Below are 23,202 nucleotides of genomic sequence, written 5' to 3' on the forward strand. Positions count from 1 at the left end.
TGGCGGGGCTGTCGGGGCTGTCTCTTATTTATTTCCCTCGCCGCGCCCTTTAGACGCTGGGGAGCCGCTGTCTTTGAAAAACTTTTCTAGGACTCTGTAAAGGACCAATATCTCTATCGGCTTTACCACATGGGCGTTCATTCCCGCCGCGTGTGCCTTTGAGGCGTCTTCGTCGAAGGCGTTGGCCGTCAGCGCGATGATCGGGACGGAGGCGGCATCGGGACGCTTCATCTCCCTGATCGCGCGCGCCGCCTCGTATCCCGTCATGATGGGCATCTGGATATCCATGAGTATGGCGTCTATCTCTTTAGGGGCCGAGGCCGCGAAGAGGTCGGCGCATATCCTGCCGTTTTCTGCCATCAGGCACTCTATTCCCAATTTCTCCAGCATTCGCCGCACGATGCTCGCGTTGATGGGGTGGTCTTCGGCAACGATGACCTTCCGCCCCTTATAGGCGTCCTCGGCGGGAAGTCCGTCCCGCGAGGTTCCGGCGGCTGGCAGCGCGCGCTCCAGCCTCAGGTCAAACCAGAAACGGCTGCCCCTGTCAGGCTCGCTCTCAACATGTATCCAGCTGCCAAGCATCGCGGCGATCTTTGAGGCGATCGCCAGCCCCAGTCCCGTGCCCTTGATGGCGCCGCCGCTGCGCCCCTCCTGCTCGAATTCGGTGAATATCGCGTCGAGGTTCTCTTTCTTTATCCCGATACCGGTATCCTCCACGGACAGCCTCACAGAGAGCTCTTTTTCGTCCCTGGAGAGCAGTTCAAGGCGAAGCGCAACCTCTCCGCCGGGGCGGTTGTACTTTATGGCGTTTGAGATAAGGTTTATCAGTATCTGTCTGATACGCAGCTCATCGGCGCTTACAAACAGATTCCCCTCCGGCGATTCCAGCCGGAAGGCAAGCCCCTGCCGCGAAGCAACGGCGGCGTAGATCACCCCGACGGCGCGCACCGTCTCCGCAAGGTCAAAGGAATCTTTGCGCAGCTCCATTTTGCCCTCGTTTATCTTGCTCATGTCGAGAACGTCGTTTATCAGAGAAAGCAGATGTTCCGAGGCTTTTTTGATCTTTTCGCTCGCAGTCTTTATCTCTTCGGTGGGCGATGATTCGGCGATCTCGTCGTTGATGCCGATTATCATAGTGAGCGGCGTGCGGATCTCGTGGCTCATGGAGGCGAGGAATCTGCTCTTCGCTTCGTTCGCCCGCTCAAGCTCAAGATTCTTTTCTTTCTTTATCCTATACATGCACCAGAGCAGGATCAGCGCCGCCAGGGTGGCCGCAAAAAGGCCGGCCAGCGCGGCCGCCTTCTCCGGATCGGTGTAGATTATGTCACTCCATCTGGGCTGATAGTATTTTTCCGTGTTCCGCGGCGTACGATATCGCGGATATCGCTCGCGGGAAGGCTTTCAAGCGTCTTGGATATTATGGAGAATAGCAGCGGGTCCGCTCCCGCCGACACTCCGAGAGATAGGCTCTGCGTCTCTCCCGATACTCCCTCGTAGTAGAGATTGCGGTATTTGGCAAAGGATGAATAGTAACCTGCCTCGTAGGCGTTGATGAAGGTACAGCCGACATCTCCCCTCTTGACCGCCTTGATGCAGTCAAGGGTGGAGGGATAGGAGACGTACTTCATGCCGGGGGCGAATTTGCGCACGTTGGAAGCGATATAGTTGCGGTTGAGCACAGCCACGCTGTCGACCGGCGCGGCGCGGCTCTTTTTCACACAGACGATAGCGGCCTGGGTAAAGAGCGGCGTGACATGCGCCCCGTTTTTCGTAGCCCATATATAGTCATAGGTCATGGAGCTGACGATGTTTTTCTCGCTTTTCATCTTGCTCGTAAGAGCAGGCGCGGGCGCGTTGATCCCCTCGGGCGTGAACTTAAGCCCTGATTTTTCGGATATCAGAGCGATGATATCGGGCACGATGCCAAAGAACTTTTTCTCCTTGGCGTCGTAGTATTCCATTGGATACCATGTCTCGTCATAGAGTATAACGACGCGCGGGGCGCTTTTGATATATTCCCGCTCCGCGCGCGTAAATACGACGGATGCCTCGCGCTCCGAGCCGTAATATTTGTTGTAAAGGTCGGAGTTAAAGCTGGGGTAAAAAAAGTTAAGCTCGTTGAGCGCCTGGTTAAGTTTTTCTAAAAGGGCGGCGTTCTCTTTATTTACCGCGAAGTAGAAGCTTTCGGGGGCAAAGCGCGCAACGATCTTGAGGCCCCTGCCAAGGCGGAAGTTATCCGAAAAAAGAATGTCGGCCCTTCCATCCGCCAGCGCGCCGACGGCCTCCTTATAACTGGGATAAAAAGTGTCGCGGGTGGCAAAACCTTTGGCCCGGCAGTAATCAAGATATTTTTTATTATCGGGGCTGCCCATGACGAGCGTGGCGCGCGCGCCGTTAAAAGAGGAGAAATCTTCGTAGGCGAAGCGCCCGTCGTCGCTCCTTACCACAATACACTGAGTGCTGCGTCCGGTAGAGAGTGGGGAAAAGTCCAACCTGTTTCCGCGGTATTGGTCTTTGCGCAGATAGCCTACGACGTCTACCTCACCGCGCTCAAGCCGCTCTATGGTCTCCGCCAGCGTGCCTTCGATAAATTCATACTTCCAGCCTGTAAACTGCGCCAGCGCCAAAAGGTATTCGTAAATATAACCGTTGCTGCCCTCCGGCATTTCGGGACCGCCGTCCATAAAGCCTCCCACGCGCACCGTGGCACCTCTGCCATACGGTTCCGGCGGTATGGCGCAGCTTTTCCCCGCCGCCAAAGAGAGAATAATTACCGACAGAAGGATACACAGGACAAAAGGCTTCCATGAATATGGCGTGCCTTTTTTATTTTTTGACGGCAGATCAAGCACTTCAAACATTAACGCCAGCTCCCTGCTTAGGGGCATATCCAAGAATCAAAGCTTTCTTTGACCCGCGATGATATTCCATCTTCATATATTGATTATAGCATTTTTCAATAATATAAAACGGCCAAGCACCTCCATTTATAGGGCAAACGTATGAAAAACATCCGCCAGCGCACCCGCGTTGCCATGCGGCGGCATCGCGGGCCGTTCAATGTTCGTCAAAAGACGTGACGCGTTTGCCCCGCTACATTTACATTGCCAAAGCAAATATTCAGTTTAGCTTAGTTCCGTTAAAACTCTTAGCGGACCGACAGAATCAGTCTCCCAATACGGAGGCGACCGCTTCTTCGCAGAATTTCACCGCGCGCGCCGCGGCATCCGCGCCGATCGTCAGCGGTGGATTGAAATAAATGACATCGCCGAGCGGACGCAGTATAAGCCCCAGATCGAGCGCCTTTTTGTATATCCGGTAACCGGTGCGCTCACGCGCTGGGAAGGGCTCCTTCGTCTTTACGTCACGCACAAGCTCCAGGGCGTTGATCAGTCCGATATGGCGTATCTCCCCTACGTTGGGATGGGACGCGAAGCTCTTTTCCAGCATGGCGTGCAGTTCAACGGCCCGCGCCGCGGCGCCCTCCAGCACGCGATCTTCCCGCAGCACGCGCTGTACGGCGAGCGCCGCGGCGCAGCCCAGCGGGTTGCCGCTGTAGGTGTGGCTGTGCATGAAGGCGCGCCCCTTACTATAATCGTCGTAGAAGGCGTCGTATATCACGTCGGTGGCGACGGTGACCGCCATTGGCAGATAGCCGCCGGTAAGTCCCTTGGAGATGCACATAATGTCGGGGCTCACGCCAGCGTGGTCAAAGGCGAACATCTTCCCCGTGCGGCCAAAGCCGGTGGCGATCTCGTCGGCGATGAGAAGCACTTTATAGCGGTCACAGAGCGCGCGGAGTTTTTTCAGATAGAGCGGCGGGTATATCCTCATCCCCGCGCTGCCCTGAAGCAGAGGCTCCACGATGATCGCGCAGCATTCCTGCGCATATTGGGCAAATTTTACCTCAGCGTCGGCAAAGCATTCACAGCGGCAGCTATCACGTTTTTGCCTGTATTTGCAGCGGTAGCAGTCGGGGGCCTCTACCCGCACCGTCTCCATTAGCATCGGCTTATATATTTTCGCGTAGAGGTCCATCGCGCCGACGGAAAGGGCGCCGATCGTCTCGCCGTGGTAGCCCTCGGAGAGGCAGAGAAAGCGCCTCTTCTCTGGATGTCCGCTCTGGTGCTGGTACTGGAAGCTCATTTTTAGCGCGCACTCCACGGAGGCGGAGCCGTTGTCCGAGAAGTTGAACTTTGAGAGCCCCGGCGGCATGATCTCCGCAAGCTCCTCGCAGAGCCGCACCACCGGTTCGTGTGTAAAGTTCGCGAAGATGACGTGCTCGAGATGGTCAATCTGTTCCTTCACCGCCGCGTTTACCACGGGATGGCAGTGGCCGAGAAGGTTGCACCACCACGAGCTGACGATATCGATGTATTCCTTGCCGTCATACCCGTAGAGATATACGCCGCGCCCCTCACTGATCGGGATCGGCGGCAGCTCCTCGTAATCCTTCATCTGTGAACATGGGTGCCAAATATGTTTCAGGTCGCGCGCCGCGAGAGCGTTCATCTTATATCTCCTCCATAAAGTTTCAGCAGTTCCGCCGCCTCGATTCCGATATCATCCGCGCCGCGCGCGACAGTCGCGGCGACGGGAAGGCCGGTAAGTTCCTCTATCATCATTTTGTTATCCTCCTCAATAATGCCGCCGGAGACCCAATCGTTCATTATCACGGCGCGTGGCTCCATGCCGTGCGTCCGCATGTAGCCTACGGTGAGCACGACGGCGTTTATCGCCCCCAGCCCCGAGCCGGAGACGACGACGGCTGGAAGCCCGAGCCCGCGGATGATATCCTCAAGCATCAGCCGCGGCCCCTCGCCAAAGGATATCGGACAGACGATGCCGCCGCTGCCCTCAACGGTCAGCGGGTCGTATCTCTCCGACAGGCGGCGGAAATCTTCCCTGACGGTCTCCATACGCAGGGGACCGCCCTCTATCTTTGCGGCGAGGTGCGGCGAATAGGCGTGTTCGTAGACACGGGAGACTGATTCCGCCGGATCGCCCGCGATACCGGCGGCACGGCGGACAAATTCCGCGTCGCCTGGGATCAATGCCCCCTCCCTGCGCTCCGCGCCGCTGAGGGCCGCCTTGTAATATCCGGCGTTCAGCCCCGCCTCCCGCAGCTTTTTCACGATCAAAGCCGTGATATAGGTCTTTCCGACATCTGTGCCGGTACCGGTGACAAACAGCCCCTTAGCCATCTTTTCTCACCTCGAAGCCCAGCGAGGCGATCATCTCGCGGTCTCTTTGCGGCGATATTCCCGCCGTCGTCAGCATATCCCCCGTGATCGCGGCGTTCGCCCCGTACTTGAAGCATGAATAGCCCCTGTCGGCGAGCAGTCCCCTGCCGCCGGCGAGACGTATCGAGGCCTCCGGCAGGATAAAACGGAATATCGCTACGGTACGCAGTATCTCCTGGTCCGTCAGCGGCCTGTTTTTCGCAAAGGGCGTACCAGCGATTGGATTGAGGACGTTCAGCGGCACAGACCTTATCCCCAGGCCGCGCAGCTCGAAGGCCATATCTATGCGGTCCTCCATCGTCTCGCCGAGGCCGATGATGCCGCCGCTGCATACGGAGAGTCCCACGGAGCGCGCCGCCGCGATCGCCGCCGTTTTTTCCCGCCAGCTGTGGGTCGTACAGACGTTGGGAAAAAACTTTTCCGAGCTCTCAAGGTTGTTGTGTATGCGCTCCACTCCGGCCTTCTTGAGCGCCGTGAACTGCGGAACGCCAAGCAGTCCGAGCGAAGCGCAGACAGAGAGCCCCGTCTCGCCTCTGATCCTCACGACACAGCGGCAGACCGACTCAAGTTCCTCTTCCGAGAGTCTGCCGCCGGAGGTAACGATCGAAAAGCGCAGCGCGCCGCCAGCCTGCGCCGCGTGGGCCGCCGCAATTACCGCCTCCTCCGGCAGCAGCGGGTATTCGCTGATATCCGCCGTACAGCGGCCCGACTGCGCGCAAAACCTGCAGTCCTCAGAGCAGCGCCCGCTCTTCGCGTTCACAATCGCGCAGAGGTCAAAGCCGCTCCCGCAGCGTTTTTCGCGTATCTCCGCGGCGGCGGCGCACAAGGCCGCAAGCGGAACGCTGCGAAGAACAACAGCGGCCTCGGCAGATATTTCGCCGCCCTGTAAAATATGATCTTTTAGAACTTCAAGAACGGGCATAGCTAAGCGGGCTCCTTTCCGCGAGACGTACCGCGAGCAGCGCTCCGACAAAGCAAAGCAGGATGTCGCCGGGGACGGCGAGCAGGAAACAGTAGATAAAAAGCGCCTCAAAGCTCAGCGGCTGCGCCAGGACAAAGTTAGAGATGAGATAACAGTAGACCATGCCGCAGACGTAGACGACGGCAAGGCCGCACGCCGAGGCCGCGGCGGCTCTTTTTAAGCTGAGCGGCCGGACATGCGAGGCGATCCTCCCCGTGGACCAGGCGCCAAACATAAAACCGATCAGATAGCCAAAGGAGGGCTTCAGCAGATAGGCGGGACCGCCGCCCTCGGTAAATACAGGCACGCCCGCAAGGCCAAGGATGAGGTAGACGGCCACGGATAACGCGCCGAGCCTGCCGCCCAGCAAAAGCCCCGCAAGGGTGGTGAAGAGAAATTGAAGCGTGAACGGAACGACCGGCAGAGGCACCTTTATCTGCGCTCCCACCGCGATCAGCGCGGTAAAGAGTGCGCATAACGTCATCTGCCGGGTATTAAGGCTGCCCTTTAACATAACAAATCCTCCTGAAAGAAATTTTTCTTCCAGGAGAATTTACCATGCCGCTTAAAGTTATGTCAACCTATAATTTAATATTAGTTGACATGTTCTTTTATTGTCTTTTCCAGCCGCTCACGCGCGGCGAGCAGTTTTTCATATTCATCCATTACGCCCTCTGTGTTCTTCGCGCGAAGCGGCTCCACAATACGTACCACGATATCGTAGATTGGGGTCAGGCCAAGGTTGGCAAGCACTCCTTTCAGCGTATGGGCGCAGTCGAAGGCCATCTCATTGTCGCCGGTACGCAGCGCGTCTCCGAGAGAAAAGAAGGTCTCATCATGGGCGATACTCTGCAGACAGGCCAGATAAAGTTCATCGTCGCCGATCACCCTTTCCAAAGCACCGTCAACATCGCAGCCCCAACTTTTAAGCTCACCATATAATTTGTTCATCATCCGGCTCTTCCTTTCTCAAAAACCTCCCGTCCTTCCAGACGGACAGTCTATCTTTCGGTATGGCATCGTTAACCGCCCCGTTTATTTATCTTCTTTCCCCAGTTCTCCGCTCAGCCGCATGAAGACCATGTCCAATTCACGCTGAATGGTGATATCGGTCAGCACGCCGACAAAAATATGGTGCGCGCCGATCTTGCTGATATACTTCAGCCTGATCCGCAGCCACTTCGACTTGCCGTCGCTCGTCCGGCGCAGATATTCACACTCCTCTTCCTTATGCGTCTCCGCCACTCTCCGGAAGGTATCAATTATACTATCATGATACTTGGGGTCGATAAGGTCAAGCGGCATTCCGCCCGTTATAGAGCTGTCGTCATAGCCGAGAAGTTCAAAGAAGGGCGTGTTGACACGCACCGCCTCTATTTTATCATTTTCAAATTCATATATCGCCACCGGCTGCAGCATGTCGGCGAAGAGCTCCTCCATCCGGTGGTCGGATATCCACATCTGATTGCCGTTGAATTCAAAGCTGGCGGCGGCCGGCTGCGAAAGCTGCCCATTGTTCTTTATCAGGTCGGCATACTCGTCGACGGGCATCGGCTTCGCAAAGTAGAATCCCTGCACATATTCGCAGCCGATGCCGCGCAGGAAGTCCACCTGCTCTTTCGTCTCAACGCCCTCGGCGATAACGGGAATGTGGAGCCATTTAGCCATACGGACGACGGAGGCGATGATGTTTTCTCCCCGTCCGGGGATCTTTGTCTTTGAGAGGAAGCGCATATCTATCTTGAGGACGTCGACGCTGATATCCTTCAATATATTGAGAGAGGAATAGCCGGAGCCAAAATCGTCCATCATGATCGTGAATCCCCTCGCCTGGAGTTTCGCCATCGTCTCGCTCATCGCCACCGGGTTATCGGTATAGGCGCTCTCCGTCAGCTCGAGGTTGAGAAGCTCTGGGGGCAGGTCATATTTTTCTGTGAGCTCGATGATCATTTCGGCAAGCCTCGGATTGTAGAGATCGACGCGTGAGATGTTCACCGAGATGGGATAAAGTTCCCGTCCCTCGTCGGCCCATTTGCGGAATAGTTTGCAGGCCTCTTCCCAGACATAATAGTCGAGCTTCGGTATAAAGCCGTTGCGCTCAAAGACCGGGAAAAGTCTCCCGGCGAAATGAGCCCTTTCTGCGGATGGAACCAGCGGACCAGCACCTCCGCGCCGACGGGCCGGTTGGAGGCGATATGGTATTTCGGCTGCAGATATATCTGGAACTGCCCCGTGGCCAGGGCGGAGGACATTTCATTCGTAAGCTCCTGCTCGCGTACGATCTGCGCGCTCATGCTGCCGTCGTATACGGCGTAAAAATTGACATAGTTGCCCTTGCACCGCTTCGCGGCGAGGGTCGCGCGGTCATACATTATTTCGATCGGCATTCCGCGGTCCGTTATATAGTAGATGCCGCAGGAGGGTACGATATCGTAATTAAGGTTGTACGAGGCCACGAGATCGCGTATCTTTGACATCGACGTCTCAATATCCTCAATGTAGGAGGAGGGGAAGCAGAGACAAAAGACATCGGCCTCTATCCGGCCATAGGTCGATGGTTGTTTATCCGAGACATACCCGCTCAGCATTTTTGCGATATATTTAAGAAGCCGGTTCCCCTCCTGAGTGCCGAAGAATGAATTAATCAGCTGGAAGCGGTCCACGTCAAAGCGGATCAGGACAAAGTCCGCACCCGGATTGGAGAGGAGCATCTCGCGCGTCGATTTATAAAACTTATTTTTGTTGTATATGCCGGTAAGTTCGTCAAACTCCGCAAGGTAGCGGAGCTGTTGGAGCGTATAAAGCTGGCTCCGTTCAATGGCGTTTTTGATGCGGAATTTTATAATCTCGCCGTTGTACGGTTTGGAGACAAAATCCCACGCTCCGAGACGCAGCGCCTTTATTTCGCTCTCATTGTCGTTTTTTTCCGTTGCGATGATGATGGGGATATTCCTGAACCGCTCGTCGTCCGCGACACGTTCAAGCACCATATAGCCGTCCATCACCGGCATGACTATGTCGAGAATGATCGCCGCGATCTCGCTGTATTGGCGGCGCAGGATCTCAATAGCCATTTCTCCGTTTTCCGCCTCAATGACCGAGTATTCCCCGGAGATAATTTTTGAAAGTATTTTCCTGTTGATCAGGCTATCATCTACAGCCAGAATATATTTCCCCGGCATCGTATAAATCCCTCCATATCCGACAACCGACCAATCCCTGTCGCTGTGAGAGATAACAGTTAAACGTTCTCAGTCGATACCGGTAATCATAATTATACGTCATTTTTTCTTATCATTACAATATTTATTTGTATTTTGAAGAATTAAACAACAATGTTTAATAAATAAACAATAGAATTATCAGATAATGTTTTGAATTGTTTTATCAGCCGGTAAATACATAATCACCGTCTCTCCGTCATAAGCAGTCTTTTTACGGGAAAGTCAGAACGGACCGGGATTGCCAATTCCATTTCATTTATTGGAACGTCAAGTCATAAAATAATATATGAAGTTCGGCGGCAGTCTTTCAATGGGGCTTTCTTTTTAACTCAAAATCAATTATAAATTGACAGGATGCGGCATGATCGAATCTGACAGCCGGGAGACTGCCGCCAGACTGACATAAAAGGACAGGTGATAGAGTGAAACGCTGTATTGTCTCAGCCGGAATAACGTTCAAAAAAACTTATTAGGAGGCAGCAGAATGTCTATTCCGGCAAAAAAGGTATATCCGCGTACAGGCGACCGTCAAACGGTCTATTTAGAAGCCGTCGTCAGAGAGCCCGGCATATCGGTCGGCGCGTACACCATCTACAACGACTTCGTAAATGACCCTTTGGATTTTGAAAAAAATAATGTTCTTTACCGCTACCCTATTAACAATGACCGACTGCTGATAGGAAAGTTTTGCTCCATCGCCTGCGGGGCCAAGTTTATTTTTACCAGCGCAAACCATACGATGGGCTCCCTCTCCACCTATCCTTTTCCACTGTTTTTTGAAGAGTGGGAGACCCCGATTTCAGAGGTCACCGCCGCGTGGGATAATAAAGGGGATATCGTGGTCGGCAGTGACGTCTGGATAGGGTATGAGGCGGTGATCCTGTCCGGCGTCCATATCGGCGACGGAGCGATCATTGGCACGAGGGCCGTCGTCACCAAAGACGTGGAGCCCTACACTATCGTGGGCGGCGTTCCGGCCAAACCTATCCGCAGGCGCTTTGACCAGAAGACTATCCATGAACTGGAAGCTCTTCGCTGGTGGGATCTGCCTTTTGAACAGATCCGGCAGCTCCTGCCCGCCATAAGGCGCGGCGACGTCAAAGCGCTGGTCAAGGCATACTGGCGATTATGATACGGTATAAGGGGCGCACGCAGCCCTGCCATGCCGATAAACCGCAGGGGCCATGACAGGTGATTTGCGCGCCATAATATTTTTTAAAAACTGTAAAATATATCTTGTCTATCGGCCATTTAGAGTTATACTTCTACAGTAAATTTGTAGAGGTATCATTAAGAAAGAAGGTATAGATCGTGGTACTTTGTTATTACAACGGAAAATTCTCCCCCGTTTCAGAGTGCGCCCTGCCGCTGACGGACATGGCAATCCAGCGCGGCGTAGGAGCGTTCGAGTCGATTAGGATATATGATGGGACCCCCTTCGCGATGAAGCAGCATCTTGAGAGGCTCGCGGGAAGCGCCGCGGGCTCCGGCATCATGGCGGAAGAGATAATCGAAAAGCTCCCGGGGCTGATACGCGAAGGGCTAGCACAGCCTGACAATAAAAACTTCGACGGCCTCGTAAAACCCTATATAACCGGCGGGGACGTAAACAACAAGGGAAGTTTCCCCCATCCGCGGTTTTTCATAATCTTTGACGAGGTTCATAAACCGACGGACGAGGAAAAGAAAAACGGTATCGCTCTCGAGCCGAACCGCGTCGCGCGTCCATTCCCGCTCATAAAAAGCACAAATTACCTATTCGGCCTCATTCCGCTCTCAAAGGCCCAGCGGGTGAATTTTGAGACCCTTTATATCACGCCTGAGGGCGAGATCACCGAGGCGATGAGCAGCAACTTCTTCCTCTGCAAGGACGGAAAGATCATCACCGCCCCCGTCGGCAAGGTCCTCAAAGGCGTGACCCGCGACATCATCATCACCCTAGCGCGGGAGAACGGCTTCACCGTCGAGGAGCGCTGCCCGCTTGAGAGCGAGCTCGCCAGTGCCGACGAGGCCTTCATCACCGGCACTGTCAAGGAGATACTCCCCGTCGTGCGCGTCGGCGCGCAGCAGATCGGCAGCGGCCGCCCCGGTCCCGTGGCGCAGAACCTCCAGCATATATTCCTGAAAAACCAGCAGCGCTGGATGGACTGATTTCAAAATAAACAGAAAGGCGGGGCGCCGCGTATATTCGTCGTGCCCCGCCATTTTATCTCCTGTGAAAAGATATCCGCCTGCCGCGTTTCTCATTACAATCGTATATTCGCTGTTCTGCGCCGTGCTGACGGTATTATTTGCCGTGGTCATAACCTCGCAGTATCCGGCTGATGGCGGCTGTGGTCCTCTGATATCCCTCTCCTTTCGCTACGGCTACCCCATATTCGCCGCCTTCGCCATGGCCGCGGCGGCAAGCCCGCTGAGCCTTCCCCTCTTGCTTTGGCTCTCTCTGCGCCACCGCAGAGGCAGCGCGGATAAAGGCCCGCTCTACAGAAACTTACCGCTCGTTTTGTGCATTTTCACACAGGGCCTCCTGCTAGCGGCGCTGCTGTTTTTTCTCGTCTCAAATATCTTTTAAAAAATATCGCGCCGCCTGAGAGGCGGGGCTGTCTTACGTTATACAGACGGCGGCGATCCCCGGCGGTATGAGTGAAGAAATCTTTATCTTTGTACGTAAGAGAGCGTCCGCCATGTTAAATGGGCGGACGCTCTCTTTAGTTGCGGGATTACTTTGTATTGGGGCGCTATTCGTACCAGACGACGCGCGGGAAGGCCACCGAACAGGACTGTCCCACCTCGAAGCGCGGTTCGCGGCGTCCCTTCTGGACGCGTACCTCCTGGGAACCGATCTTGACGATGTAGTCGACGATCTCGCCAAGGTAGGCCATACGGTCGATGACGCCTCTGACACCCTTGCCCTCGGGAACGAAATCAACCTCGGAGGGGCGGCAGGCGAGCGTCGCCTTCGCCGCTCCCGCGAATTCCTGCGGGATATCGCTCTCCAGCGCTCCGGCTTCAGGGGTGCTCTCGATGACAGCGCGTCCGTCCGTGAGCTTCACGCTGATAAAGTTCGAAAGGCCGATGAAGCTGAAGACGAACTGGTTCTTCGGCTTGGCGTAAATGTTAAGCGGCGAGTCGATCTGCATCGTCTTCCCGTCCCTCATGACCATGATGCGGTTGGAAAGCGCCATCGCCTCGGACTGGTCGTGGGTGACGAAGATAATCGAGAAATCATACTTGCGCTGCAGGTCCTTTATCTCAAAGCGCATCTCCTCGCGGAGGTGCGGGTCGAGATTAGAGAGCGGCTCGTCGAGGAGCAGCAGCCCGGGGTTTATCGACAGCGCGCGCGCAAGCGCGATGCGCTGCTTTTCACCTCCGGAGAGGTCGTTGGGATAGAGCTGCGCCTGCTTGGTGAGGTTCGTATTTTCAAGCGCCTGTTTGGTGCGGGACTCTATTTCCGAACGCGACAGGTTCTTTATCTTGAGCGGGAAGGCGACATTGTCGTAGACCGTCATATGCGGCCAGACGGCGAAGGCCTGGAAGACCATCCCGAAGCCGCGGTGTTCCGGCGGGACGTAGAAGTTCTTCGCCTTCGAGGAGATCAGCTTGCCGCCGACCTCTATCTCACCCTCGTCTAGGTCTTCGAAGCCCGCGACCATACGCAGCGTCGTCGTCTTGCCGCAGCCGGAGGGGCCGAGGAAGGAGAAGCATTCGCCCTTTTCGATCGACAGGTTCAGCTTATCGACGGCGCGCACCGTTCCGAAGAGTTTAGTAACATCTCTGAGTTCTACATAAGCCATCTTTAAGCACCTCCGTTATCGGCGCGGCGTTTCTTTTCAAAGAAGCGCTTGATGAGTATTTCGCCGCCGACGATGAGAAGCAGCGCGATGCCGGCGAGCGCGCAGGCGTAGACCGTTTCGCCGTCTTCGTTAAGGGTGTAGATGGCGACGCCTATCGTCCTCGTCGTCGGTCCGTAGAGCAGGACGGAGGTCGTCAGCTCGCGGAGCGCGGGGAGGAAGATGAGGAAGAAGGCCGCGACCATACCGGGGCGAATGAGCGGGATGACGATGTCGCGCAGCGACTGCCACGGGGTGGCGCCGCTCGCGCGGCTCGCCTCGACCAGCGAGTCGTGCACCTGCTCGAGGGCGGCGCTGTTGGACTTCAGCGAGAAGGCCATGTAGCGCGCTATGTAGGCGACGAATATTATCCACGCGGTGTTATAGAGGTTGATGCCGAAACGCCCGCTCCAGGTGAGGATGACGCCAAGGGCGATGACCGTGCCGGGAAGCGAGAAGGGCAGCATGCCGAGGAATTCGAGGAACCATTTGCCGCGCACCTTCAGCTTGACGAGGACGTAGGAGATGATGCCGCCAGCGATCATCGTGACAAAGGCCGCCGAGAGCGAGAGGAAGGCGGAGTTCCAGATCGCGTCCTTCGTAAGCTTCCACTCAAATAGGACGTAGCGGTAGTTTTCCCACGACATATTCTCCAGCGCCAGCGGCAGGCCGTAGGTGTTGAGGAATCCGACGAGAAAAATCGTAACCGTCGGCATCACGACCGTAATGAGCAGGTAGACGCAGCAGAAGATGAAGAGCGGCGTACGAAGGCCGCGGAGTTTCAGCACCGTGGGGCGCACGCTCTTGCCCGCGATTATCTGGAATCGCCCAGACTTGATGACCTTGTTCTGCGCGTAGAGTATCACCGCGGCGGAGAGGACGAGGACGACCGAGAGCACCGTCGCGGCGCGGATGGCGGTGAAGCTGCCGGCGCTTTGGTGGATGAGCTCATAGATCATCGTTGGGATCGTGTATATGCCGACCTCGGTGCCGAGGATGGCTGGCGTTCCAAAGTGCGAGAGCGAGTAGAGGCAGACCAGCAGCGCTCCCGCGACGACGGCGGGCATGATCAGCGGTATCGTGATCTTCCGCGTGATCGTAAAGAGCCCCGCGCCGGAGATGCGCGCCGATTCCTCAAGGGTCGGGTCCATACGCTCAAGCGCGCCGCTCACCTGGATGAAAACGAAGGGGAAGAGGTACATCGTCTCAATAATTACGATCCCCCAGAATCCATAGACGTTGAAGAGCGCATGGCGCGTCCCCGTGATCGCCATCCACAGCTGGTTTATATATCCCGCGCGCGGCGAAAGGAGCATCTTCCAGGCCAGCGCTCCGATGAAGGCCGGCAGCATGAAGGGAACGGTGAAGAGGACCTTCATCGTCTCTTTGAAGGGAAGGTCCGTTCTCGTCACGAGCCAGGCAAAGAGCGTGCCGACGAATGTGCAGGTAACGGTAACGCAGGCGGCGATCATGATCGACATCTTGAGGGCCTGAAAGGTCTCCTCCTGCATGATGGTGTCCATGACGGCCTTCATGTTGAGATGTCCGTCGACGATGAATGACGTCCAGAAGATGAGGACGACCGGAAGGGCCACGATCACGACAAGTATCAGGACGGAGAGGAGGAATATAAATTCCGCCATTCCGAACTTCTTTGTTCCGGCGCTAGGCATCCTCTATCACTCCTTCCATAGTTCTTGAATCGAAGAGCAGCTGGTTCGCGAGTCTGATGCCGACGCGGTCGCCCTCGTTGAAGATCAGATTGCCGTCGACCGCCTTATGGGTATCGATCTGCGAGCGGAGCTCCATGCCCGCGAATTCAAGGCGCTGGTCAACGATGGGGCCAAGCAGATTGACACGCTTCACGACCGCGGTCGGCACTCCCGGCTCCGGTTCGCGCAGGAGGTCGATATCCGAGGGGCGGCAGCCAAGGACGGGATTTTCCGGCACCTCGCCCTTCACCTCTTCGGAGAGAAGCTCGTCCGTCCCTTTCGCGTATAGTTTGCCGCCGCGCACTTCGACGGGAATCATGTTCGATATGCCCATGAAACGGAAGACAAAGGCGTTGACTGGGTTTTCAAAGACGTCCACCGGCGTGCCGATCTGGCAGATGTTGCCGTGCTGGTCGAGCACCGCGAGGCGGTCGGAGATGGCGAGCGCGATCTCCTGGTCGTGGGTGACGTAGAGCACGGTGACGCCGGTCCTCTTCTGCAGGGCCCTGATCTCGAAGCGCATCTCCTCGCGCAGGTTCGCGTCAAGGTTCGTGAGCGGTTCGTCGAGCAGCATGATCTTCGGCTCGGCGACGAGCGCCCTTGCGAGCGCGACGCGCTGCTGCTGTCCGCCGGAGAGCTGCGAGGGCAGCCTGTCCTCCAGCCCCGTGAGGTTGACGTTGCTGATGGCCTCCCGCGTCCTCCTCTCTGCCTCTCCCTTCTCCACCTTCTGCATCTTGAGCGGATAGATGACATTTTCTTTGACCGTCATATGGGGCCAAACGGCGTAATCCTGGAAGACGACGCCAAGCGAACGCTCGTCGGGCGGAACCATTATCTTATCCGCCGGCGAGGACTGCATGACGCCGCCGATCTTTATCGTTCCCGCGTCGGGCGACTCAAAGCCGGCGATCATGCGGAGCATGACCGTCTTACCGCAGCCGGAGGGGCCAAGCAGCGTGAAGCACTCGCCGTCGTTTATCGTCAGATTCAAATCCTTGTAGACGACCTTCTGGCCGTAGGCTTTGCGTACATGTTCGATTTTTACCTCTGCCAATCAAGACAACTCCTTTCGTCATAAGATAGGGGAAGGTCTGTCGCCAGCCCTTCCCCGGGAATCAAAGTAAATACTTGCGAAGCCGCGGCCTAAGCCCGCGGTCTCCTGGCGCTCTTTACTTGCCGGGGCGCATTGTTTCTTTGAACTTCTTTATTGTGCCTTCCTTCTCGGCGCTCATGTTCTGGAAGTCAAGCTTGATCGCGTTGACGACCGCTTCATGCGGCTTCGGAAGGGGGCTGTCCTTGGGCATCACGACGTCGCTCCTGACGGGCAGCGTGTAGTTGTTGGCAATGATCTGCTGGCCTTCCTTTGAAAGGAGGAAGTCGATGAACTTCTGCGCCGCGGAGAGGTTTTTCGTACCCTTGATGATCGCTACGGGGCTGGGAAGCACGATCGTCTCTTTCGGATAGGACATCGCGAGCGTCGCGCCCTTCTTTATCTTCGCCATCGTGATATAGTCGACGCCGATGCAGGCCACGAGGTCGCCCATCGCAGTGTCGTCGATGACCTGGCCCGAGCCCTTGCCGAGGATGCCGCCGTTCTTCTGGATGTCTTCAAAATACTTCCAGCCATAGAGCTTCACAAGCGCCGCTACGCTTCCGTAGGCGGTGCCGGAGAGGGCGGGGTCGGCGACGCCGAAGGCATCCTGATAGTCCTTGCCGAGGACATCTTTCCAGTTTTTGGGAGCCGTTTTGATAAAGCGGGTGTTATAGACGATGCCGAGCGTTCCGTTGCGGACGGGGGTAAAATATCCGTCGGGCTCTTTGACGGGGCTTTCGACATACTTGAGGTTGGGCGACTTATAGGGCTGAAGCACGCCCTCCTTCTTAAGCTGATAGAAGTCGGGGACTTCGCTGTGCCAAAGGACGTCGACGACGAGCTTGCCTGATTCGCGCTCGGCGGCGATCTTCGCCATCAGCTTGCCGGCGCCCGCGACATAGGCGTCAAACTCTATATCGGGGTTCTTTTTAAGGAATTCATCCTTGCAAAGCTCCGATGAGGGAGTCCTTCATCGACGTGTAGACGGTGAGTTTTTCTCCCGCCATAGCCGCGCTTGAAACAAAAATCATAGAGACCAGAAGTGCTGCCGCAAAAAATTTTTTCACGATGTTACCTCCTTGAATTTATCCGAAGGATATATCCTCCGTCTTTCTTAAATTCCGCCCGCCACACCCGTTGACGGGACAAGGCGGGCAGAAATTAATTCTTTATTGATATAGAGATATAGCATAAACACATAATGTAACGTACCAAGGCTAAAGACGAATCGTTACATAATTAACTTGCCTTTTTCAGATGTAAATTATATACCTAGAGAGGAGAAAATAAAATAGAAAGATTTTAATATTTTACAATTGCCGAAAAGTTAAATGTAAAATTATTATTCAAATGACATCTAATTTATGAATAAACTTACTAAATATAAAGCGGAAGGAGCTTTCTTAAGATTTCCTTAACACTCTCTTCCGCCATGTTTTCACTGTTGCCGTTTATTTTTAAGTTTATCGAGGCTCAGTTGACAGGCTTCAACAACATGCTTCGCCAGCACCGCCGTGGTGACGCGTCCGATCCCCCCAGGCACGGGAGTGATCGCCTTCACGCGCCCCTCCGCTGCGCCGTAGTCCACATCGCCGCAGAGGTTTCCCTCTTCGTCAAGGTTGATCCCGATGTCCACGATCACCTGCTTCGGCGAGAGATAATCCGCGCCAAGCAGCTTCGCCTTTCCGATAGCGACGACGAGGATGTCGGCCTCGCGGCAGATCTTCGCAAGCCCGGTCGTCCGCGTGTGGCAGGTGGTTACTGTCGCGTTGCGCCGCAGCAGCATCATCGCGGCCGGTTTGCCGACGACGAAGCTGCGACCGACGATGACGGCGCGCCTGCCCTCGATCTGGATGTTGTAGTGGTCGAGCATGTCGATGCAGGCCTCCGCCGTACAGGGGGCAAAACCGATCTTTTTATCGGAGTAGAGTCCAGCCATCGAATATTCCGTGATGCCGTCGATGTCCTTCTCGGGCGCGAGGGCGCGGCAGACGGCGCGGTCGTCTATGTGCGCCGGCAGCGGACGCAGGATCAGCACGCCATGGACGGAGATATCGGCGTTTATCGAATGAACAAGCCCGATGATCTCTTCCTGCGTAATCGACTCTTCAAAATGAAATTTCTTTATGCCGACTCCCGCCGCTTCGCAGCATTTAACGGCGCTGCGCTCGTAGGTGATGTCATCATTGTTCTCTCCCACCCTGATTATCGCGAGCTTCGGCTCCGCGCCCAGCGCCCGCAGCTCTTCGCTCCTGCTTTTCAGATGAAGGTTAAGAGAGTCCACAACGGGTTTTCCCTTTAAAATATCTGTCATTTACCTATTCCCATCTTTCATTAAAAGTAAAACAATAATCTGCGCTATATTGTAGCATACAGCGTCTAATCTTCGCCAAATAACGCCGTATCCACACTGGCACGGATATACTCCCGCGGCAGCGCCTCATAGATATTGCAGCGTTCCAGCGTCTGCATCACCTTTGGATGGACTCCGCAAAGAAGCACCGTGGTACCCGCACGCTGCCGCTCTCCAATGATGCCTATCAGTGTTGTCGCGCCGACAAAATCTATCAGTGGCACGCCGCGCAGCGATATTATCACCTTGTCGCAGTGCGGCAGATCACGAAAACTTTTCACAAGCTTGTCGTCGTTGGAGAAAAAGACGATGCCGGTGATATAGGCCATGTAGGCTTCGCCGTGTATCGCCTCAACATCATCGTCACGCCCACGGAGCTTACTGTTCAGCACCTTCGAAAAGAATATGTTTATCTCCGCCGCCTTGAGGATGAAGACAATCATCGCGAACTCGATCCCAATCACAATCGCCACCGTGAGATCGAATACCACCGTGCAGACCATCGTGATGAGAAACTGCAGGAGCGCGCTCTTGAAGCCGCTGGAGAATATCCTCCTTATCGCGTGCCATTCGTTCATGCGCCAGGCCGTAACCATCAGTACCCCGGAGAGCGCGGAAAGCGGTAGCGCCGACATCACGGGGCTGAGAAAGAACATCGAAGCAAGCAGCCCAGCGCCGTGAAATATCCCTGTAAGCCTCGTTTGGCAGCCAGACTTTATCGCGACGCTGGTGCGCGCGATCGCCGCCGTCGCCGGCACGCCGCCGAGCAGCGGTATAATCATGTTGCCGATACCCTGCGATATCAGCTCCTGATTGGCGTCAAACCTGCCGCCCGTTATCTGCTGGCCGCTCGCGCCGCACAGCAGACTCTCGATCATCCCCAGTGCGGCGATCGTGATCGCCGGAGAGATCATCGAAGGAAGCCGGAAAAAATCTATGCCCGAAAATGACAGACGCGCGTCGGAGACAAGAGAGCGCGGAATGGCACCTACAGTGGGAACATCGAATCCACACACAGCGCTGATAATCGCCGCTATCGCGATGGCGGCAAGCGAGGAGGGGAGTTTTTCCGCAAGTTTTTTGGGCCAGAAGACCATCACTCCAATGACGATGAACGCGACGAAGAGCGCGGCGTAATTTATATTGAAACCTAACGTGTAATAGGAGGCAAGGCGTTCCAGCGCCGTCTCACCCCTCGATACCGTACCGAACATGTTGTCTATCTGCCCCAGCGCGATTATCACCGCGATCCCAGAGGTAAATCCCGTTATAACCGGCGCAGGGATCAGAGAGATAAATTTTCCCAGCTTAAAGACGCCAAGTAGCAAAAGGATGAGACCGGCTATAAAACTGACGGCAAAAAGACCGTCTATGCCATAGCGCGCAACAACGATGGCAAGCACCGCCGACATCGCACCCGTAGGCCCGGATATCTGGAAAGAGGCCCCTGAAAAGAGGCTCATGACCATCCCTCCGATTATCGCGGTGATAAGTCCAGCCGCGGCATCCGCGCCGCTACCTACGTCAAAGGCCAGCGCCAGCGGCAGCGCGACGGCGGCAACCGTCATTCCCGCGCTGAAGTCCCTGGCCAATCTGTCGGCGTTGTAGCCATGAAACTCATTCCTAAGTATCTGAACGTAATTATCAAACATAAAATACCGTCCTCCTGCAAATAACATCTTACAAAAAACACATTTGCCTATGATACGGAAAAGTATTCATTTTATCAACATTTTAATGAATTAAAGAAAAAGATAACAATAATCAGCGTAATTCTGTGATAAGCGGTTAAGTCACACATTCACCATCACGGGCGGTAAGAGGTATAATTTATCAGGAAAATCAAGTGCAGGAGGTTTTTTTATGGCACACAACCACACTCATGGGTCGCCCTACTCCCGCCTCGCGGAGAGGCTCAACAGATTCCCGCAGGGCGCGCCCGAATCGAAGCTGCTTTTTGATATATTGAAAATTTTGATGACGGAGAAGGAGGCGGGGCTGATGGCCCAGCTTCCGATAAAGCCCTTCAGCGCCCACCAGGCGGCTGAGATATGGAAACTTTCGGACTGCGAGGCGCAGAAGGCGCTTGACGAGCTGGCCCGCCGCGCCATCATCGTCGACATCGAGCAGGACGGCAGGCAGATATACGCCGTGCCGCCGCCGATGGCAGGATTCTTTGAATTCTCGCTGATGCGCGTACGCGAGGATATCGACCAGAAGACTCTCAGCGAACTTTTCTACCAGTACATCACTGTCGAGGAGGATTTCATGCGTGACCTCGTCTGCGGCGGCGACATCCAGATGGGGCGCATCTTCCCGCAGGAGCCGCAGATACCGGACGAATACGCGCTTCACGTGCTCGACTACGAACGCGCGACAAATGTCATCGACACCGCCTCGCACATCGGCGTCAGCATGTGCTACTGCCGCCACAAGGCGCTGCACGCGGGCACGGTCTGCGACGCGCCGATGGACATCTGCATGACCTTCAACACCACGGCGGCGACGCTGATCAAGCACGGCCACGCGCGCCAGGTGGATGCCGCGGAGTGCCGCGACCTGCTCGCGCAGGCCTACGACCACAACCTCGTGCAGTTCGGGGAGAATGTGCGCCGCCGCGTCAACTTCATCTGCAACTGCTGCTCATGCTGCTGCGAGGCGCTGCTCGCGATCAAGCGCTTCGGCGTCGCGCAGACGATCTGCTCGAATTACATCTCCAGGATCGAAGAGTCTAAATGCGTCGGCTGCGGCAAATGCCAAAAAATCTGCCCCGTCAACGCCATTGAGATGACGGAGGTGAAAAACGCCGCCGGTTTGTCCTCCGAGGGAACGGCGCGCGAAAACGGCGTGAAAAGGGCGCGCGTCATTCCTGAACGCTGCATCGGCTGCGGCGTCTGCATCAAGCACTGCCCGACGAAGGCGTTACAGCTTGAGCCGCGTCCCAACCGGATGATAACGCCGCTCGACACGACCCACAAGGTCGTCGCGATGGCGACGGAGCGCGGCAAGCTGCAGGAGCTGATCTTCGACAACAAAGTCCTTTTCAGCCACCGTCTGCTCGGCGGAGTCCTCGGCGCGATCCTCAAACTGCCCGGCCTCCAGCGCTCTTTTGCGCAGGCCCAGCTCAAGTCCAGATACCTTGAGATGCTGATCTCGCGCGCGGCGGGCGAAGAGCCCCCCTCCGACAGATAGCGCGGGGAGAAGGCCGTATCCGGCAAAAATCAAAGTTCCGGTCATTTATGCGGGACTGGCGGATATGGCCGTCGCGTCGGCCCGCGCAGTTTTTTATTTCCGGTAAAGGGGGCGTACGATGGAACGCTGCGGAACTGTCGCCGGGCTCTTCGTCCGGTTTATGAAATTCGGCTGCTTCACCTTCGGCGGCGGGCTGAGTATCGTCGCGCAGATGCACAGGCTATTTGTTGAAGAAGAGGAGAGAATCTCCAGCGAGGAGCTTCTGGACATCACCGGCGTCGCGCGCAGCCTGCCGGGCGCCTTCGTGGGAAATGTGGCCTTTCTCTACGGCTACCGCGAGGCCGGTATTCCCGGCAGGGTCGCCTCGCTCCTGGGAATGGTGATACCGCCGCTGATCCTGCTTGCCGTGATCACACATTTCCACTCCGCCTTTAAAAACAGCCGGCTGGTGACCGCCGCCATGACCGGCATCCGCGCCGCCGTCGTCCCCATCATCGCCGTCGGCGCGCTCAATCTGACGCGCGGCGCCTTTCCCCGCCCTGTCTGCTTCGCGCTGGCGGGAGTCGCCTTTCTGCTTTATTTCGTCTTTAACGTAAGCTGCGTCTGGATCGTCATCCTCGGCGCCGCGGCCGGCATCGCCATTGGAGTATGTTCTGAAAAGAGAGGAGGCGGCGCGCGTGGTGCTGATTGAGCTCTTCTGGAGCTTTGTAAAGATCGGCTTCACCAGCTTCGGCGGGCTCTCCATGATCCCTCTGATCAACGCGGAGATGATCTCGCACGGATGGATGAGCGCGGGCGAAGTCTCCGACATAATAGCGATCGCCGAGATGACTCCGGGGCCGCTTGGCCCCAACTGCGCGACCTTCGCCGGCATCAAGGCGGCCGGTATCGCCGGCGCGGTGGCCGCCAACCTCGGCGTGCTCTCTCCGACATTGACGCTCACCGCCGCCGCGGCCCTCTTTTTCGACCGCGTCAAGCGAAACCGCCGCATGACGCAGATAATGACCGGCGTACGTCCGTCCTGCGTCGGCATGATCACGGGGGTGACGCTGTCGCTCGGCATAACAAATTATGCCTCAGATAATTTTGTGGACCTGCCGCTGGCCGCGATCGGCCTGCTGGACCTGGTACTGATGCTCAGGTGGCGTGTCAGCGTGCCGAAGGTGATCGGCCTCAGCGCGGCGCTGGGGCTGCTCTGCTTCGGGATACAATGATGCCGGCCTCCGCGCCTTAAGCGGGATAGGCCGGCATCTATCGTTTTACTCTTTCAGTTATTTACAGCCGGTTCTCAGTCGTTGGCGATCTGAGCCAGCTTCTCCCATACCGGCGGCATGGTCTGCGCCACCTCTTTGTAAATTGCGAACAGCTGGTCGTATTTGGCGTGATTGTCCGGATCGGGCCTGTATGTCCGCTTCATGCGGATACATCTCCCAGCGGCCTCCAGCTCGTTCGCAAAGGCCCCGACGCCGACTCCCGCCAGCAGCGCGCCGCCGAAGGAGGATTCGGCGTTCGCGGGCTGCTTGACCTCCAGGCCGAATACGTCGCAGACGATCTGGCTCCAAAGCGGACTCTTGGCACCGCCGCCGATCACGAC

At 56.1% G+C, this 23,202-nt stretch carries 22 protein-coding genes and 1 pseudogene; 6 read left to right on the top strand and 17 right to left on the bottom strand.

All coding sequences use genetic code 11. From position 1 onward, the window contains the following. Positions 1-24: 24 nt before the first annotated feature. From LIO98_RS08485 to LIO98_RS08525, 9 genes and pseudogenes are all read right to left on the bottom strand, one after another. A complete protein-coding gene (locus LIO98_RS08485; protein WP_291955506.1) occupies positions 25-1,239 on the bottom strand; it encodes an ATP-binding protein in 1,215 nt (404 codons plus the stop codon). Between the two features lie 80 nt (positions 1,240-1,319). Beyond that, positions 1,320-2,861, bottom strand: a complete 1,542-nt coding sequence (locus LIO98_RS08490) for a transporter substrate-binding domain-containing protein (RefSeq protein ID WP_291955508.1) — start codon at positions 2,859-2,861, stop codon at positions 1,320-1,322. 304 nt (positions 2,862-3,165) lie between these two features. Further along, on the bottom strand, positions 3,166-4,512 hold the full coding sequence (gene bioA / locus LIO98_RS08495) for an adenosylmethionine--8-amino-7-oxononanoate transaminase (protein WP_291955510.1): 1,347 nt from the start codon (positions 4,510-4,512) through the stop codon (positions 3,166-3,168). After that, positions 4,509-5,204, bottom strand: coding sequence for a dethiobiotin synthase (gene bioD, locus LIO98_RS08500; protein WP_291955513.1), 696 nt, complete (start codon positions 5,202-5,204; stop codon positions 4,509-4,511). Before bioD ends, bioA begins: the two co-directional genes overlap by 4 nt. After that, a complete protein-coding gene (bioB, locus tag LIO98_RS08505; protein ID WP_291955516.1) occupies positions 5,197-6,165 on the bottom strand; it encodes a biotin synthase BioB in 969 nt (322 codons plus the stop codon). The genes bioD and bioB overlap by 8 nt, the downstream gene beginning before the upstream one ends. Continuing rightward, positions 6,152-6,718 (bottom strand): biotin transporter BioY, encoded by a 567-nt coding sequence (locus LIO98_RS08510; protein ID WP_291955518.1) that lies wholly within the window; start codon positions 6,716-6,718, stop codon positions 6,152-6,154. Before LIO98_RS08510 ends, bioB begins: the two co-directional genes overlap by 14 nt. 80 nt (positions 6,719-6,798) lie before the next feature. Further along, positions 6,799-7,158: an Hpt domain-containing protein gene (locus tag LIO98_RS08515; RefSeq protein ID WP_291955521.1), complete on the bottom strand. Its 360-nt coding sequence runs from the start codon at positions 7,156-7,158 to the stop codon at positions 6,799-6,801. A gap of 81 nt (positions 7,159-7,239) precedes the next feature. Then, positions 7,240-7,755, bottom strand: a complete 516-nt coding sequence (locus tag LIO98_RS15425; RefSeq protein ID WP_363304192.1) for a PAS domain-containing protein — start codon at positions 7,753-7,755, stop codon at positions 7,240-7,242. A gap of 60 nt (positions 7,756-7,815) precedes the next feature. After that, positions 7,816-9,386: pseudogene (locus LIO98_RS08525) on the bottom strand (EAL domain-containing protein); the annotation flags it as partial. A gap of 526 nt (positions 9,387-9,912) precedes the next feature. Between LIO98_RS08525 and LIO98_RS08530 the strand changes: the two are divergent. From LIO98_RS08530 to LIO98_RS08540, 3 genes are all read left to right on the top strand, one after another. Next, a complete protein-coding gene (locus tag LIO98_RS08530; protein ID WP_291955525.1) occupies positions 9,913-10,560 on the top strand; it encodes a CatB-related O-acetyltransferase in 648 nt (215 codons plus the stop codon). 179 nt (positions 10,561-10,739) lie between these two features. Further along, positions 10,740-11,579 (top strand): aminotransferase class IV, encoded by an 840-nt coding sequence (locus LIO98_RS08535; RefSeq protein WP_291955526.1) that lies wholly within the window; start codon positions 10,740-10,742, stop codon positions 11,577-11,579. A gap of 64 nt (positions 11,580-11,643) precedes the next feature. Beyond that, positions 11,644-12,000: a hypothetical protein gene (locus LIO98_RS08540; RefSeq protein ID WP_291955528.1), complete on the top strand. Its 357-nt coding sequence runs from the start codon at positions 11,644-11,646 to the stop codon at positions 11,998-12,000. Positions 12,001-12,166: 166 nt separating this feature from the next. On the opposite strand, the gene LIO98_RS08545 is transcribed toward LIO98_RS08540, so the two are convergent. The 7 genes from LIO98_RS08545 to LIO98_RS08575 form a co-directional block, all read right to left on the bottom strand. Then, positions 12,167-13,222 carry an ABC transporter ATP-binding protein gene (locus LIO98_RS08545; protein ID WP_291955531.1) on the bottom strand — a complete coding sequence of 352 codons (1,056 nt, stop codon included), beginning with the start codon at positions 13,220-13,222 and terminating at the stop codon, positions 12,167-12,169. A gap of 2 nt (positions 13,223-13,224) precedes the next feature. Beyond that, positions 13,225-14,931 (bottom strand): iron ABC transporter permease, encoded by a 1,707-nt coding sequence (locus tag LIO98_RS08550; RefSeq protein ID WP_291955533.1) that lies wholly within the window; start codon positions 14,929-14,931, stop codon positions 13,225-13,227. Beyond that, positions 14,924-16,024: an ABC transporter ATP-binding protein gene (locus tag LIO98_RS08555; protein WP_291955535.1), complete on the bottom strand. Its 1,101-nt coding sequence runs from the start codon at positions 16,022-16,024 to the stop codon at positions 14,924-14,926. Before LIO98_RS08555 ends, LIO98_RS08550 begins: the two co-directional genes overlap by 8 nt. Before the next feature lie 115 nt (positions 16,025-16,139). Continuing rightward, positions 16,140-16,979 carry an ABC transporter substrate-binding protein gene (locus LIO98_RS08560; RefSeq protein ID WP_291955647.1) on the bottom strand — a complete coding sequence of 280 codons (840 nt, stop codon included), beginning with the start codon at positions 16,977-16,979 and terminating at the stop codon, positions 16,140-16,142. Between the two features lie 22 nt (positions 16,980-17,001). Beyond that, the gene (locus LIO98_RS08565; RefSeq protein WP_291955537.1) at positions 17,002-17,130 is read right to left on the bottom strand and encodes a hypothetical protein; all 129 of its coding nucleotides are present in this window, start codon (positions 17,128-17,130) and stop codon (positions 17,002-17,004) included. A 371-nt stretch (positions 17,131-17,501) separates the two neighbouring features. Beyond that, positions 17,502-18,377, bottom strand: a complete 876-nt coding sequence (locus tag LIO98_RS08570) for a bifunctional 5,10-methylenetetrahydrofolate dehydrogenase/5,10-methenyltetrahydrofolate cyclohydrolase (protein ID WP_291955539.1) — start codon at positions 18,375-18,377, stop codon at positions 17,502-17,504. 65 nt (positions 18,378-18,442) lie between these two features. Then, on the bottom strand, positions 18,443-20,068 hold the full coding sequence (locus tag LIO98_RS08575; protein ID WP_291955541.1) for a SulP family inorganic anion transporter: 1,626 nt from the start codon (positions 20,066-20,068) through the stop codon (positions 18,443-18,445). A 211-nt stretch (positions 20,069-20,279) separates the two neighbouring features. Between LIO98_RS08575 and LIO98_RS08580 the strand changes: the two genes are divergently transcribed. The 3 genes from LIO98_RS08580 to LIO98_RS08590 all read left to right on the top strand — a co-directional run bounded on the left by LIO98_RS08580 (position 20,280) and on the right by LIO98_RS08590 (position 22,822). Continuing rightward, positions 20,280-21,608 carry a 4Fe-4S binding protein gene (locus LIO98_RS08580; protein WP_291955543.1) on the top strand — a complete coding sequence of 443 codons (1,329 nt, stop codon included), beginning with the start codon at positions 20,280-20,282 and terminating at the stop codon, positions 21,606-21,608. A gap of 118 nt (positions 21,609-21,726) precedes the next feature. Next, positions 21,727-22,299 carry a chromate transporter gene (locus LIO98_RS08585; protein WP_291955545.1) on the top strand — a complete coding sequence of 191 codons (573 nt, stop codon included), beginning with the start codon at positions 21,727-21,729 and terminating at the stop codon, positions 22,297-22,299. Further along, a complete protein-coding gene (locus tag LIO98_RS08590; protein ID WP_291955548.1) occupies positions 22,286-22,822 on the top strand; it encodes a chromate transporter in 537 nt (178 codons plus the stop codon). Before LIO98_RS08585 ends, LIO98_RS08590 begins: the two co-directional genes overlap by 14 nt. A 74-nt stretch (positions 22,823-22,896) precedes the next feature. Here LIO98_RS08590 and LIO98_RS08595 read toward each other — a convergent pair. Then, a partial coding sequence (locus LIO98_RS08595) for an FGGY-family carbohydrate kinase (RefSeq protein ID WP_291955551.1) occupies positions 22,897-23,202 on the bottom strand: 306 nt, incomplete at its 5' end.

Source organism: Cloacibacillus sp. (assembly GCF_020860125.1).
In the GTDB taxonomy this organism is placed as follows: Bacteria; Synergistota; Synergistia; order Synergistales; family Synergistaceae; genus Cloacibacillus.

What these genes read in the sequence shown, in the direction of transcription:
- LIO98_RS15425 (WP_363304192.1), bottom strand. Translation starts at nt 7,755, where the DNA reads ATGCCCGTCGACGAGTATGCCGACCTGATAAAGAACAATGGGCAGCTT.
- LIO98_RS08510 (WP_291955518.1), bottom strand. Translation starts at nt 6,718, where the DNA reads ATGTTAAAGGGCAGCCTTAATACCCGGCAGATGACGTTATGCGCACTC.
- LIO98_RS08530 (WP_291955525.1), top strand. Translation starts at nt 9,913, where the DNA reads ATGTCTATTCCGGCAAAAAAGGTATATCCGCGTACAGGCGACCGTCAA.
- bioB (WP_291955516.1), bottom strand. Translation starts at nt 6,165, where the DNA reads ATGCCCGTTCTTGAAGTTCTAAAAGATCATATTTTACAGGGCGGCGAA.
- LIO98_RS08570 (WP_291955539.1), bottom strand. Translation starts at nt 18,377, where the DNA reads ATGACAGATATTTTAAAGGGAAAACCCGTTGTGGACTCTCTTAACCTT.
- LIO98_RS08575 (WP_291955541.1), bottom strand. Translation starts at nt 20,068, where the DNA reads ATGTTTGATAATTACGTTCAGATACTTAGGAATGAGTTTCATGGCTAC.
- LIO98_RS08580 (WP_291955543.1), top strand. Translation starts at nt 20,280, where the DNA reads ATGGCACACAACCACACTCATGGGTCGCCCTACTCCCGCCTCGCGGAG.
- LIO98_RS08490 (WP_291955508.1), bottom strand. Translation starts at nt 2,861, where the DNA reads ATGTTTGAAGTGCTTGATCTGCCGTCAAAAAATAAAAAAGGCACGCCA.
- LIO98_RS08515 (WP_291955521.1), bottom strand. Translation starts at nt 7,158, where the DNA reads ATGATGAACAAATTATATGGTGAGCTTAAAAGTTGGGGCTGCGATGTT.
- LIO98_RS08545 (WP_291955531.1), bottom strand. Translation starts at nt 13,222, where the DNA reads ATGGCTTATGTAGAACTCAGAGATGTTACTAAACTCTTCGGAACGGTG.
- bioD (WP_291955513.1), bottom strand. Translation starts at nt 5,204, where the DNA reads ATGGCTAAGGGGCTGTTTGTCACCGGTACCGGCACAGATGTCGGAAAG.
- LIO98_RS08485 (WP_291955506.1), bottom strand. Translation starts at nt 1,239, where the DNA reads ATGTATAGGATAAAGAAAGAAAAGAATCTTGAGCTTGAGCGGGCGAAC.
- LIO98_RS08585 (WP_291955545.1), top strand. Translation starts at nt 21,727, where the DNA reads ATGGAACGCTGCGGAACTGTCGCCGGGCTCTTCGTCCGGTTTATGAAA.
- bioA (WP_291955510.1), bottom strand. Translation starts at nt 4,512, where the DNA reads ATGAACGCTCTCGCGGCGCGCGACCTGAAACATATTTGGCACCCATGT.
- LIO98_RS08550 (WP_291955533.1), bottom strand. Translation starts at nt 14,931, where the DNA reads ATGCCTAGCGCCGGAACAAAGAAGTTCGGAATGGCGGAATTTATATTC.